Below are 12,478 nucleotides of genomic sequence, written 5' to 3'. Positions count from 1 at the left end.
GAGCGGGGCGTACCCCCACTGTCTATGCCTCCTGCAGTTCCTGCCGGGGGCTCCTCAAAATTTCTCGCGATCGACGGCTCGTTACGGCGAGGGGGAGCAGATCCCGGTGAATCCTCAGTACCTCTTCGAGGGATGACCCGTCGTTGATAATGATATCGGTCTCACTCAGGAAGGTTTTGGCGTAATGCCTTCCATCCGATCTGCAATAAACCGAAATACAGTAGTGTTCGTCATTGATCTGCTGCTCAGCGCTGTATACCAGCCTGTCGTCTTTCATGGCACCCTCCTGCGGGATGAAAAGCATTTTGAATGCCAACTGATGCCATTATCTGACGAGTTGTGGCACCCTTCTTGGCAAACATCTTTCCAGAAACGACAGTCCGGTGAGAAACTTCAACAGGTTCGAGGAACGGTTTTTTGTGGAATTACCCGTAATATATGGATAAGAAGGTGATGATATTTTTTTCATGAAATGGAATGTTTCGGAAATGAAATGCCGGCGCAACAGAATTGCAAATGAGGACGGCTATTTTCCCTGCGGCAGACGTTTAATGACGATGGCAGGAGAATCTGATCCCAGGGACGACCGAGCGTGTGACACTCCTTCACAATCTTTCACAATCTCCGCATAATCGCTTCACAACTCTCCGGTATAGTGGCAGCATAACAATTCTCAGTCGGGGAGGATACGCAGATGACGAAAAGAATGATGATAGTAATAGCCCTCGGTCTGGCGGTCCTTACCGGTACAGCAGTCTATGCCGGATGGGGATGTAACGGCGGGGGGATGTTCGGTCTGAATGCCAATCTGGAAAAGGTGCGTACATTCCAGAAAGAGACTGGGACACTCCGTGACGACATGATGATCAAGCGGCTGGAGCTCTCCCAGGAGCAGGCCAAGGCAATGCCAGACCAGTCGCGGGTGACTGTGCTCCGCCAGGAGATCATCGACATCCGGACAAAGCTTCAGCAGACCGCCTTGAAACTCGGGTTGACCGATGGTTGTCTCGCCCAGTGTGACCAGGACCCGCTGGATTGCCCGCAGGCAGGGTGTGGCAGACAGGGGAGGCAGGGGCAGGGGCAGGGGCAGGGGCGGATGGCGGTCGGTTGTGCCAACTGTCCGGTAAAATAAGGCTCTTTGCCGACGTCATTGAACGCCATGCGAATCATCTTTCTGTTACTGACCGTCTGCACCTTCTCTCTGGGGATTATTCCGGTGGATGCGCTTGCAGAGCGACGCTGTGAAACGGGTTGCGAAAGCGGCGCGGAATGCAGGCCCTATGGAGGTTATTGCCGTAACAGGCGACAGGGATGGTATGGCAGTCGTCGGGAGGTCCGAACGGAAGAGGAAGCCAGGGCATTGCTCAGCGAATACTTTGCCGGCAGCAGGGTATCTGTCGGTAATCTTACGGAACGGGAGACCTACTTTGAGGCAGATGTGATCAACCCGCGTGGCAAGGTTGTCGACCGGGTGATCATAGACAAGAGGAGCGGCAGGATTCGATCGATATACTGATGGCGGAGAACTGCAGAAGGAAGGCGTTCCTGATCGAGCGCCTTTTTTTGTGGTGACAGTCCGTTTCCGATCGGTGTATTCTTCGTGAAAAACAACGGAGGAGCAGCAGGATGAAAAAGTTGATAGCAGGGGCTGTATTCCTGGCCATGACGGCAATGGTGCTGCCGGCTGGCGCTGCTGAAAAGATCTCATTGCCCAAGGGGTATGAGAAGTGGGAGAAGAGCAAAGAGAAGATGGTGAACGACAAGAATTCCCTCTTCTATGGGATTCACTACATTTATCTGGACAAAAAGACGATGACGACCTACAAGGCCGGCGGCAAATACCCTGAGGGAAGCCAGTTTGTGGTGGTTTTCTACAATATCAAGAACGAGGGTGGCAAGCCTGCCAAGGGAAAGAAGAACATGGTGGTCCTGATGAAGAAGGACAAAAGGCAGAAGGCTACCGGAGGCTGGCTGTTTGCCGGGTTTACCCCTGAAGGGAAGCATAACGCAACCCTCGACCCGGTAAAAACCTGCTTTGAGTGCCATCTGAAGGATGCTGCAGCAACTGATTTCGTCATTTCGAAGTATTCAGACTTCAAATAACACCCCAACTCTCTTTGCGCGTCTCTCGCGAAGCCCCCTCCTTGCAAGGTCGGCAGATGAACTTATATTCTGCCGACCTTGTTTCTTATGCAAACAAAACATAGATCAAGATTGACCGGTCGTCCCCGATAAGTTTTCAGTGGGCAGGCTGTGTTGCATCTAGTAATACGTTCCGTCTGGGAGTGGTAGGCATACCGGTCTTTGCTGGCTTCTTCCGGGGGACAGGCGGAGGTTGTTATGTCAGAACTGAAGGATGATCTGCCGATGCAGGAGGCTTTCAGGCTGATCCAGGGCCTGAAGGAGTCACTTGATTGCCGTGATGATCTACTGCTTGAGCAGAATGCATTGCAACTGAAGCGGTTGATGCTGCTTGATAGGTCCCAGGAAGTAGCGGATGAGATATTCCGCTTTCAGCTGTCCTTTCGTCGTGGCGACCATGATAAGGCGCGGCAGCATTTGGATATGTTGTCTGAGCTACTGGCTCACCCGAGAGTACGTGGTTTTGACCTGCAGATGAACTGACTCCAGGCAGGCCCCTATGTTGCCATTTGGCAGAGAACGACAGGATCGTTCTTATAGCAAAGACCGCATTTCATGCAAGTTCCTCGAAGATGTTCATTCACTATCTAAGTAGTCGAAATTGTGCTTATTTATTGGACATAATAATGGAAAATTTGTCGGGAATTAAAGGTTGGTTTGCCATTATCCGATGAAGTGAGAAAGAGGACCATACCGGAATACCGCAATGGTCAGCATGACAGATGTTTACCCCTGGAGTTGAGAGTGACATATTCCCTTGCAAGTCTGTTCAAGTCACGGAAACCACCGTCCCACGAAAAAGAGCCTGCAGTTGACAGCGTCCGTGATGTCGCAGCAGTCCATTTTCCGTTTGCCGAGTGGAGTGACGGACTGATCAAGATGTCCAGAGAATTGGGGCAGCTGGCTGGCTCCACTGAGGGTGAATTCCTCGCCATCGGATCCAAGTTGCACGATTTCTACGAGAGGGGCGGGAGTATCAGTCAGCTCGCCAGCCGTGTTGTCGATCAGGTGGGGGGACATGAGTTGCAGGATGCAATCAATGGACTCGCTACGCTGCTGGACCAGATGCAGGACTACCTGAACGGAGCCGAACGGGATTCAGCTAAAGACTGCCAGTCACTGACCAGCGTTCTCGGCATGCTCGACCATGTGTCGGAACCTCTGGATGGATTCAAGAAAATCAATAAGGTCCTGCGCATGCTGGGCACTTCCACCAAGATAGAGAGCGCACGTCTCGGCCAGAGCGCGGCCGGGTTCGATACCCTGGCTGCCGATGTGGCCAATCTCTCGGTGCAGGTGGTGGACAAATCCCAGACCATTCTCGAACAGCAGGGAAAGCTGGGCACAACTATCAGGGCGACTCTCGGGAGAGTTGAGGACTTTGAGGTTGAGCAACGGGCACAGGTGCGCAGCATCCTGCTCAAGACGCGGGAGAGTCTTGCGTCACTCAAGGAGATCAATAGCCGCTGCACGGCACTCGCTGCGGTGGTCGCCACCTCATCCTCGGAAGTGTCCAGGAGTATCAGTGAAGTTGTAACCTCAATGCAGTTCCATGACATTGTCCGGCAGCAGATCGAGCATGTGGAGATAGCCCTGGTTGAGCTGCATGAACGGGTCGCTGTCGTTACTGCCCATTCAAATGCCACTGAAGGCCGCGATCTTGTTGTCGAGACCGGGGATATCTGCGAACTACAGGCAGCGCAACTCAGGCAAGCCAGCCAGGAAATCAGGAATGCCATTTCCAGCATCATCGAAAACCTCCGAGCCATCGCTCGCAAAGAGGGGGATACAGCCGAAGAGACCCGTGTCATGGCTGGGGTGGCCGATCAGGCCGGGAGTTCATTTTTTACCGATATGAAGCGCGACCTTGAGCAGGTGGCCAGTTCTCTGGCTGACAGTGCGCAGGCAAACCATGAGATCTCCCAGGCCATGAATACGGTAGCTGGGACTGTGGGCGAGATTGTCAGTTTTGTCGGCGATATCGAAAACATTGGTGAAGAGATCGAACTCATAGCTTTGAATGCTCAGATCAAGGCTGCTCGGACCGGCAAGGACGGGGCTGCCCTGGGGGTGTTGGCGGAAGCCATCCAGAGGCTTTCCGTGGAAGCCCAGCAGCAGACCACAACGGTTTCGGATACCTTGCGCGACATTACCGAGACGACCGAGAAACTTTTCAGGGGAGTCAATGCCGAAGCGAAGGTCTTGGAACAGGAAGTGGACGTCATGGTGAGAGATCTCCATGAACTGTTGCAGACCCTGCAGGGATTGAACGAAAGTCTCATTGCCAATCTTGGTTTGCTGGAGAGGGAAGTACATGGACTCTCTGCGGACATCGATTTGGCAACCAGTTCCGTCACGGTTCATGATCAGATGACGGGTGGACTGGAGAATATCGTAGGTGCCCTGGAAGGGCTGATTTCACAGTCCCGCGAACTCGTGCCCGTTGATTCGGTAGTCGGCCGGGCAGAACGTCTCAAGGAACTCGCCAGTCGCTACACTATGCACAGCGAACGCAGGGTGCATGCAGATATAGCCCAGACAGGCCATGTTGATCACGAGATCGTTTCAGGTGGCGGTGAACTGGGCGATAACATTGAGCTCTTTTAGCCGAAAGACTTTCCGGAAATCGTAAAAAGAGAATTGGACCGTTGGAGGAGGATTTATGGAAGAGTTTACGGCACATCAGTCTGGGGATGCGAGCAGTCGGGTCCTTGCACTGAGCGGTATGCTGACGATTCATTATGCAGGTGAGATCAAATCTGCCCTCATGGAAGCGTTTGCAGGTGCAGAAAAGCTGACATGCGATCTGCAGCGTATCAGTGAGATTGACCTGTCAGGGTTGCAACTGTTATGCGCCGCGCATCGTTTGGCACTTGACAGTGGGGTCTCCTTGACCGTTTGTGGCCTTCATGAGAATGCCGTACCCTCAGTGGCGCAGGAGGCCGGGTTTTTTCGCCACGTTGGTTGTCTGCAAGATGTGAATAAGACCTGTCTTTGGGTTGGAGGTGAAAAGTAATGGCAAAGATAATCATGACGGCAGACGATTCCGCAAGTGTCCGGCAGATGGTGAGTTTCACGCTCAAACAGAGTGGCTACGAAGTGGTTGAGGCGGTCGATGGCAAAGATGCGCTGCAAAAACTCGGCAGCACCAAGGTAGACATGATCATTACTGACCTCAATATGCCGAACCTCGATGGGATTGGACTGATCAAGGGAGCACGGGCTCTGCCTGCCTGCAAGTTCATCCCTATCATCATGCTGACAACCGAATCGCAGGAATCAAAGAAGAGTGAAGGCAAGTCTGCAGGCGCAACCGGCTGGATCGTGAAACCATTCAAACCTGAACAGCTCATCGCTGTCGTGAAAAAGGTGCTCGGATGATCGACAGTCATAGACAGGCATTCAAGGAAGAGGCGTACGAACTCCTTTCCGAACTGGAAACCTCGTTGCTGGCCCTTGAGGAAACCCCGGACGATCTTGAGACCATTGGTCGCGTCTTCCGCGCGATGCATACCATTAAAGGCTCAGGTGCCATGTTCGGGTTCGAGGAGATTGCCGCGTTTACCCACGAGGTCGAAACGGTCTTTGATCTGGTGCGCAACGGTAAGCTGGCGGTGACCAGGGATTTGATCAATCTTACCCTGGCCGCGCGAGATCTGATCAAAGGGATGCTCGATGCCTCGGACGGCGGCGGACCCATTGATGATGTGACGGCAGTTGCTCTTGTCTCTGAGCTCAAGAAGCTCGTGCCTCGTGAAGATCAAGAGGGGGGGACGACTCCTGTCGAGGAAAAGGTGGCGGATGCGCCGCAAGCGGTCGTCCAGAAGTATGCGACCTATCGCATCCGCTTTAAACCGGCAGCGGAAATATTCATGAACGGCACCAATCCGCTCAATCTTATAGCGGAGCTATCCCAGTTAGGCTCGCACAAGACCGTTGCACAGATCGGGAAGATCCCCAGCCTCAACGACCTGCAGCCAGAACTCTGCTATGTTCTATGGGACATCATCCTTACCACCAATCGCGGCAAAGATGCCATTGAGGACGTGTTTATCTTCGTTGCCGATGACTGTGAGCTCTCCATCGAACTCATCGACGATGCCGAACAGGCTTCCGAGGGAGATTACAAGAAGCTCGGTGAAATTCTGGTGGAGAAGGGCGATATCTCGCGGGCAGAAATGGATGAAATTCTGTCCCTGCAAAAACGGTTCGGCGAACTTGCTGTTGCCGCCGGGAAGGTATCCCCTGAAGGTGTGCAGGCAGCACTGGCTGAACAGCAGCATGTCAAGGAGGTACGCCAGGAACGGCAGGCCCAGGAGGCCATGACCAGCATCAGGGTGCCGGCTGATAAACTGGATCTGCTGGTGAACCTGGTTGGAGAGCTGGTTACGGTGCAGGCCCGGTTGACCCAGACTGCCACATCCCGCAAGGATGCCGAACTGGTCAATATCGCGGAGGAGGTGGAGCGGCTCTCAGCAGAACTGCGCGACAATGCCCTCAATATCAGGATGCTTCCCATCGGGACGACGTTCAGTAAGTTCAAGCGACTGGTCCGCGACCTTTCCAACGAGTTGGGTAAAGAGATCGAGATGACCACAGACGGGGCTGAGACCGAACTGGACAAGACGGTTATCGAGAGACTCAATGATCCCCTCGTACACCTGATTCGCAACAGTATCGACCACGGCATCGAATATCCCGATGAACGAGCAGCGGCCGGCAAACAACGCCGGGGAACGGTTCACCTTGCCGCTGTGCATTCCGGTGACAGCGTGCTGATATCCATCAAGGACGATGGAGCCGGACTCGACCGTGAGGCGATCCGCACCAAGGCCGTTGAGCGGGGACTGATCCAGTCAACGGCGGAACTCCCGGATAAGGAGATCTTTGCCCAGATATTTGCCCCCGGGTTTTCCACGGCAAAAAAGGTCACCAGCGTTTCAGGACGCGGGGTTGGGATGGATGTGGTGAAACGGGCGATCGATGCCCTGCGCGGAACTATTGATATTTCCAGTCAACGGGGTGTCGGGACCACGATAACCGTGAGGATACCGCTTACGCTGGCGATTATCGAGAGCCTGCTGGTGAAGATCCGCGAAGACTGTTTCGTCATCCCTCTTTCGATTGTCAGTGAATGCGTCGAACTGACCCGCGAACAGGTTGTAGAGTCCCATGGCCGCAATCTGGCCAATGTCCGGGGGCACTTGGTCCCGTATGTCCCGTTGCGGGAGCGTTTTGCCATATCCGGCGAGCCTCCTGCCATCCAGCAGATCGTGATAACCGATATGGATGGTTACCGGGTCGGCTTTGTGGTGGATCATGTTATCGGCGAACACCAGACGGTCATCAAATCTCTGGGGCGGGCCTACAAAAACGTCGATGCTGTTTCCGGTGCCACCATCCTGGGAGATGGCAATGTGGCGCTGATTCTCGACATTCCCCAGTTGATGCGGGGGGTGGAATTGGCCGAGAAGGTTGCATAAGGAAAATCTTTTCGCCGGCATGCTCCGGAAAAACGCCGTGCCGAGTAGGACAATACCTGGAATACAGACCATGGCCGGCGTTTTACAGGTTCATGCGAGCATAATATTAATCCCGATGAGTAACATCACACAGCATAGTCGCAAGAGTGGCAAGCAGGGATTCGCTCATAAGGGGGTACAACAATGCTGAAAAACATGAAGATTGGCATGCGTCTCGGTTTGGGGTTCGGTGTAGTTCTCGGTATCTTCATGGTGGCTGTCTTCATTCTGGGATTCGAGCTGAAGAGCATCAGCACGGAATCCACGCAGGTGAAAGAAGAGGCGTTGCCCTTCCTGGTCACGGCATATGAACTCGATGTGGATGTCACCGGTATCTCAGAGGCGTTAACCGATGCTGCTGCAACCCATAATCTGGAAAGTCTGAAGATTGCCGAAGCAAAAGTAAAGGAGGTAGAGGAGGACCTCGGTAAATTCAAGGAGATGTTCAGGAAGGAGAACAATACCGCTCTCTTGAAGGAAACCGAAGAGATAGAGGCGGATGTGAAAAAGTTTTATGAAATCGGAGAACGGATGGTCCATGTCTACATCGACAAAGGCGTGGTCGAGGGGAACAGGCAGATGGAGGAGGTCGACAAGGCCCGGACCCCGCTCTTGGCTAAAGTCGAGAAAATGCAGAAACTGCAGCTCGATGAGGCCAACATTAATGCGACCGAGGTTGTTACCGGTGCAGGGAAAGGGATTCAGGTTCTCATCGGTCTCGGGGTATTCGCTATCCTTTCCGGCGGTCTCATTGCCTTTTTTATCACCCGATCCATAACCGTGCCGATTCAGCGTGCCGTTACAGTCTCCAACACGCTTGCTGAAGGGGACCTCACTGTGCAGATCGAAGCGAACAGTACCGATGAGACCGGCCAACTTCTCGGTGCCATGGGGAATATGCTGGAAAAACTGAAGGAGATCGTTGCTGACGTGAAAAATGCTGCCGATAATGTTGCAGCAGGTTCCCAGCAGCTTTCTTCCGGGTCGGAAGAGATGTCCCAAGGGGCGAGCGAACAGGCTGCCGCTGCAGAAGAGGCCTCCTCCAGCATGGAAGAGATGTCTTCAAACATCAAGCAAAATGCCGATAATGCTCTGCAGACCGAGAAGATTGCCGTCAAGTCTGCAGATGACGCCAAGGCCGGTGGCAAGGCTGTGGAAGAGACGGTCCAGGCAATGAAAGAGATTGCCGACAAGATCTCCATCATCGAAGAAATCGCCAGACAGACCAATCTGTTGGCCTTGAATGCGGCCATCGAGGCGGCAAGGGCCGGGGAACACGGCAAGGGATTTGCGGTGGTGGCTTCCGAAGTCCGTAAGCTAGCAGAGCGCTCGCAGAAGGCGGCAGCCGAGATCAGTGAGCTGTCAGCTTCGAGCGTGGAAGTGGCCGAACGGGCCGGCGGTTTGCTCATGAAGATGGTTCCCGATATCCAGCGGACTGCAGAACTCGTGCAGGAGATTTCAGCTGCCAGCAAGGAACAGGATACGGGCGCCGAGCAGATCAACAAGGCGATCCAGCAGCTCGACCAGGTTATCCAGCAGAATGCCTCTGCCAGTGAGGAGATGGCTTCCACCGCGGAAGAGTTGAACTCCCAGGCAGAGCAACTGCAGGTTTCCATTAGCTTCTTCAGGCTCGACGAACGGGGCAGGTCCCGTATCGAACCAAAAGCGGAAGCGCCTCGTAAATCGAAGGTCCCACAGATAGCCCATCTCAAGAAAGAAAAGCATCCGGCAATGCACGCCAAGGGGATGAAGCGGGCGGTCGGCTCCGATGGATTCGGTCTGGAATTGAGTGAAGGTAGCGACAAACTGGACAGCGAGTTCGAGAAATTTTAGGAACTGTTGATTGTGAAATGTGGATCGTGGAGCGGGGCACTCCCGGATGTCCATGATCCAGAGCTCGCGGTTCACGATGTACGGAGGTTCTATGAGCGTAGCGGGGGTAACGGAGACGGTGCAGTACCTGACCTTCAAGCTGGACGACGAAACCTTTGCGGTTGACGTTGCCAAGGTTCGCGAGATCCTGGATTTCAGTACGGTGACAAAGGTGCCGCAGACGCCTGATTTCATGCGCGGGGTGATCAACCTGCGGGGGAGCGTGGTTCCGGTGGTTGACATGCGTCTGAAGTTCGGCATGAGTGAGACAGAAAAGACGGTGGATACCTGCATCATCGTGCTGGAGATAACGCTGGATAACGAGACAGCCGTGGTAGGGGCTCTGGCCGATTCGGTTCAGGAAGTGCTGGAGCTGGAGCCGGAGAACATCGAACCAGCGCCGCGGATCGGGACCAAGCTGAACACGGACTTCCTGGTAGGGATGGGGAAGCAGAACGAAACCTTCATCATGATTCTGAACATCGACAAGGTCTTTACCCTGGACGAGTTGGGGGGGCAGGAAGGGATAGCTGCCTGAACGTCTGGCTCATTTATGAACTTAGGGATAATGCCGCGGATTACCGCGGCATTTTTATTTAAAGCTGAATTCGATCTGTATCAGTTGACTGAAGCCGATCTGAGATCAGTAAAAACAGTGCCCAATTACTCTGCAACTACCTTTAACCTCTTTAACTCTCCCGATTGACTGATAGATCTGCTTAATTTACCTACGCCATCCTCTTAAAAATGAGTTGTTGTTAAGGCATTTCTTCTGTAGCCATCGGGCATTACCCGATACACCTGCTTACGTTACTTCCGACAAGCAGTGTATACAAGTAATGTGATTATCTGAACAATGATCTGGTGATAACTGTGCGCAGTCAGGAGGATGTTTCCTGAAAAGAGGAGCGTAATGCGTTGTGTCTATTTGGATGGGGGCGGCGAGCCACTTTGCAAGGCATCCTCCCCTGAATACCAGCTTGAACGAGATGAGGTGGAGAGGTTCTGCCGCACCGAACGTTACCAGGGCTGTCCCCTTTACCGGGAAAAAGAGCTCAGGTTTTGTAATGAAGGTGCAGGGCAAAGAAGAATATTCCCATAATTTAAGCATGTTGAGTTCAAGGTGCAACTAATCGAAAAGGGGAGGTCCAAATGCGTTGGTTCTACGATCTGAAACTGGGCAAGAAACTGATGACGGGGTTCGTTTTGGTGGCAGTCATTGCGGGGATTATTGGTGGCATCGGCATTGTGGACATCAAGAAACTGGATGCTGAGGACACGAAGCTCTATGAAAAGATCACTGTTCCCATTTCCCAGTTGCAGACCGTTTCGGTTGCATTCCAGAGGATGCGCATCAATGTCCGGGATCTGGTTGAAGCGACCACTCCTGCCGAGGAAAAGCAATTTATTGAGAATATCAAGGAACTCCGCGGCACGATTGACAAAGAGGCGGCAGCATTTGAGAAAACCATCCTCACCGATGAAGGACGAAAGCTCTTTGCGGAGTTTGTTGAAGCCCGCAAGGTGTATGGCGCGAGCTTGGATAAAGTCATAGACTTGGCAATGGCAAACAACGACAAGGCTGCCACAGTAATCATGCACGGAGAGATGAAAAAAGCGGCCATGGCTGAGCAGGAAGCGATCGAGAAGCTCGTTGAAGCCAAGATTCAACAGGCCAAGCTTACCTCAACCAGTAACTCAGCCATGGCCAAAAGTGCATTCATAACCGTGGGAATCCTGCTGATCCTCGGTGTGCTGCTGGCGGTCGGTCTCGGGATATTCATCACCCGGATTGTCCAAGGGCAGCTTGGTGCCGATCCGGCTGAGGTGAAGGAAATCGCTGGCCGGGTAGCAGCAGGGGACATCTCCATGGAAATCGACCTGACCGGTAAGAAGCCGGATAGCCTTCTGGTGGCCATGCACAAGATGGTGACAGCGATCAATGCGCTTGTAACTGATGCCAACATGCTGTCTAAAGCGGCCATCGATGGGAAGCTCGACACCCGTGCCGATGCATCCCGGCATCAAGGGGAGTTCCAGAAGATCGTATCCGGGGTGAACGAGACCCTGGATGCGGTCATCGATCCCTTGAACGTGGCTGCCGAATATGTGGATAAGATCAGCAAGGGGGACATCCCGCCAAAGATTACAGACAATTACAATGGTGATTTCAATGCCATCAAGAACAACCTCAATAACTGTATCGACATCATGAACAATCTTCTCGCAGAGGCCAACCAGGTCATCAAGGCTGCGGCAGATGGCGACCTGGACAAGCGCGCCAATGCGGAACTCTTTGTTGGCGGCTGGAAGCAGCTGGTGGTCGGGGTCAACGAGATCGTCACCAATATCGTCAATCCGTTGATGGTTACCGCCGACTATGTGGAGAAGGTCGCCAAAGGGGTAATTCCTCCGACCATAACTGCGGAATACCGGGGGCAGTACAACGTCATCAAGAACAATCTCAATGCCATGGTCAAGATGATGAACGAACTGCTGGCCGAAACCGATGTGATCATCAGAGCAGCAGCTGATGGTGAACTGGACAAGCGGGCCAACGCCGAACTGTTTGTTGGTGGCTGGAACAGACTGGTGGCCGGGGTCAACGATACCATTACTAATATCGTCAATCCGCTGATGGTGACAGCCGACTACGTGGACAGGATCAGCAAGGGACAGATGCCAGCGCTCATTACGGCTGAGTATAAAGGTCAGTACAATCTCATCAAGCAGAACCTCAATACGCTTATCGAGGCCACCAACAAGATCACTTCGGCTGCGCGCGAGGTTGCCGGAGGCAACCTGATGGTCGAACTCAAGGAGCGCAGCCCGGAAGATGAGCTGATGCATGCCTTGTCCGATATGGTCGGCAAGCTGGTTTCAGTGGTGTCTGAAGTCAAGTTCGCTGCTGACAACGTAAGCCAGGGCAGCAACGAGATGAG

General features: G+C 53.3%; 12 protein-coding genes. 11 read left to right on the top strand and 1 reads right to left on the bottom strand.

The window, feature by feature from the left end:
• Positions 1-22 precede the first annotated feature (22 nt).
• Positions 23-277 carry a hypothetical protein gene (locus GJT30_14950; protein ID MSM40911.1) on the bottom strand — a complete coding sequence of 85 codons (255 nt, stop codon included), beginning with the start codon at positions 275-277 and terminating at the stop codon, positions 23-25.
• 417 nt (positions 278-694) lie between these two features.
• Here GJT30_14950 and GJT30_14945 point away from each other — a divergent pair, with 417 nt between their 5' ends.
• From GJT30_14945 to GJT30_14895, 11 genes are all read left to right on the top strand, one after another.
• Positions 695-1,132 (top strand): hypothetical protein, encoded by a 438-nt coding sequence (locus GJT30_14945; GenBank protein ID MSM40910.1) that lies wholly within the window; start codon positions 695-697, stop codon positions 1,130-1,132.
• 27 nt (positions 1,133-1,159) lie between these two features.
• Positions 1,160-1,516 carry a hypothetical protein gene (locus GJT30_14940; protein ID MSM40909.1) on the top strand — a complete coding sequence of 119 codons (357 nt, stop codon included), beginning with the start codon at positions 1,160-1,162 and terminating at the stop codon, positions 1,514-1,516.
• A 110-nt stretch (positions 1,517-1,626) separates the two neighbouring features.
• Entirely contained in the window at positions 1,627-2,103 is a 477-nt protein-coding gene (locus GJT30_14935) for a cytochrome C (protein ID MSM40908.1), read from the top strand.
• A gap of 237 nt (positions 2,104-2,340) precedes the next feature.
• Positions 2,341-2,625: a hypothetical protein gene (locus tag GJT30_14930; protein MSM40907.1), complete on the top strand. Its 285-nt coding sequence runs from the start codon at positions 2,341-2,343 to the stop codon at positions 2,623-2,625.
• 261 nt (positions 2,626-2,886) lie between these two features.
• Complete coding sequence (locus GJT30_14925; GenBank protein ID MSM40906.1) at positions 2,887-4,749, top strand: methyl-accepting chemotaxis protein; 1,863 nt, start codon at positions 2,887-2,889, stop codon at positions 4,747-4,749.
• A gap of 55 nt (positions 4,750-4,804) precedes the next feature.
• The gene (locus GJT30_14920) at positions 4,805-5,158 is read left to right on the top strand and encodes an STAS domain-containing protein (protein ID MSM40905.1); all 354 of its coding nucleotides are present in this window, start codon (positions 4,805-4,807) and stop codon (positions 5,156-5,158) included.
• Positions 5,158-5,523 (top strand): response regulator, encoded by a 366-nt coding sequence (locus tag GJT30_14915; protein ID MSM40904.1) that lies wholly within the window; start codon positions 5,158-5,160, stop codon positions 5,521-5,523. Before GJT30_14920 ends, GJT30_14915 begins: the two co-directional genes overlap by 1 nt.
• Positions 5,520-7,625 carry a chemotaxis protein CheA gene (locus tag GJT30_14910; protein ID MSM40903.1) on the top strand — a complete coding sequence of 702 codons (2,106 nt, stop codon included), beginning with the start codon at positions 5,520-5,522 and terminating at the stop codon, positions 7,623-7,625. Before GJT30_14915 ends, GJT30_14910 begins: the two co-directional genes overlap by 4 nt.
• Positions 7,626-7,808: 183 nt before the next feature.
• A complete protein-coding gene (locus GJT30_14905) occupies positions 7,809-9,497 on the top strand; it encodes a HAMP domain-containing protein (protein ID MSM40902.1) in 1,689 nt (562 codons plus the stop codon).
• 91 nt (positions 9,498-9,588) lie between these two features.
• Positions 9,589-10,074, top strand: coding sequence for a chemotaxis protein CheW (locus GJT30_14900; GenBank protein ID MSM40901.1), 486 nt, complete (start codon positions 9,589-9,591; stop codon positions 10,072-10,074).
• 614 nt (positions 10,075-10,688) lie between these two features.
• On the top strand, positions 10,689-12,478 hold a 1,790-nt coding region (locus GJT30_14895; protein MSM40900.1), incomplete at its 3' end, for a methyl-accepting chemotaxis protein.

The sequence above is a fragment of the Geobacter sp. genome (assembly GCA_009684525.1).
Lineage (GTDB): Bacteria > Desulfobacterota > Desulfuromonadia > Geobacterales > DSM-12255 > Geoanaerobacter.
The sequence above is the reverse complement of the archived record's forward strand: the minus strand, read 5'-3'. Positions and strand labels throughout refer to the sequence as shown.

Bases quoted from the DNA above. Each gene is read 5' to 3' on its own strand.
- GJT30_14950 (MSM40911.1), bottom strand. From the start codon at position 277: ATGAAAGACGACAGGCTGGTATACAGCGCTGAGCAGCAGATCAATGAC.
- GJT30_14945 (MSM40910.1), top strand. From the start codon at position 695: ATGACGAAAAGAATGATGATAGTAATAGCCCTCGGTCTGGCGGTCCTT.
- GJT30_14940 (MSM40909.1), top strand. From the start codon at position 1,160: ATGCGAATCATCTTTCTGTTACTGACCGTCTGCACCTTCTCTCTGGGG.
- GJT30_14935 (MSM40908.1), top strand. From the start codon at position 1,627: ATGAAAAAGTTGATAGCAGGGGCTGTATTCCTGGCCATGACGGCAATG.
- GJT30_14930 (MSM40907.1), top strand. From the start codon at position 2,341: ATGTCAGAACTGAAGGATGATCTGCCGATGCAGGAGGCTTTCAGGCTG.
- GJT30_14920 (MSM40905.1), top strand. From the start codon at position 4,805: ATGGAAGAGTTTACGGCACATCAGTCTGGGGATGCGAGCAGTCGGGTC.
- GJT30_14915 (MSM40904.1), top strand. From the start codon at position 5,158: ATGGCAAAGATAATCATGACGGCAGACGATTCCGCAAGTGTCCGGCAG.
- GJT30_14910 (MSM40903.1), top strand. From the start codon at position 5,520: ATGATCGACAGTCATAGACAGGCATTCAAGGAAGAGGCGTACGAACTC.
- GJT30_14905 (MSM40902.1), top strand. From the start codon at position 7,809: ATGCTGAAAAACATGAAGATTGGCATGCGTCTCGGTTTGGGGTTCGGT.
- GJT30_14900 (MSM40901.1), top strand. From the start codon at position 9,589: ATGAGCGTAGCGGGGGTAACGGAGACGGTGCAGTACCTGACCTTCAAG.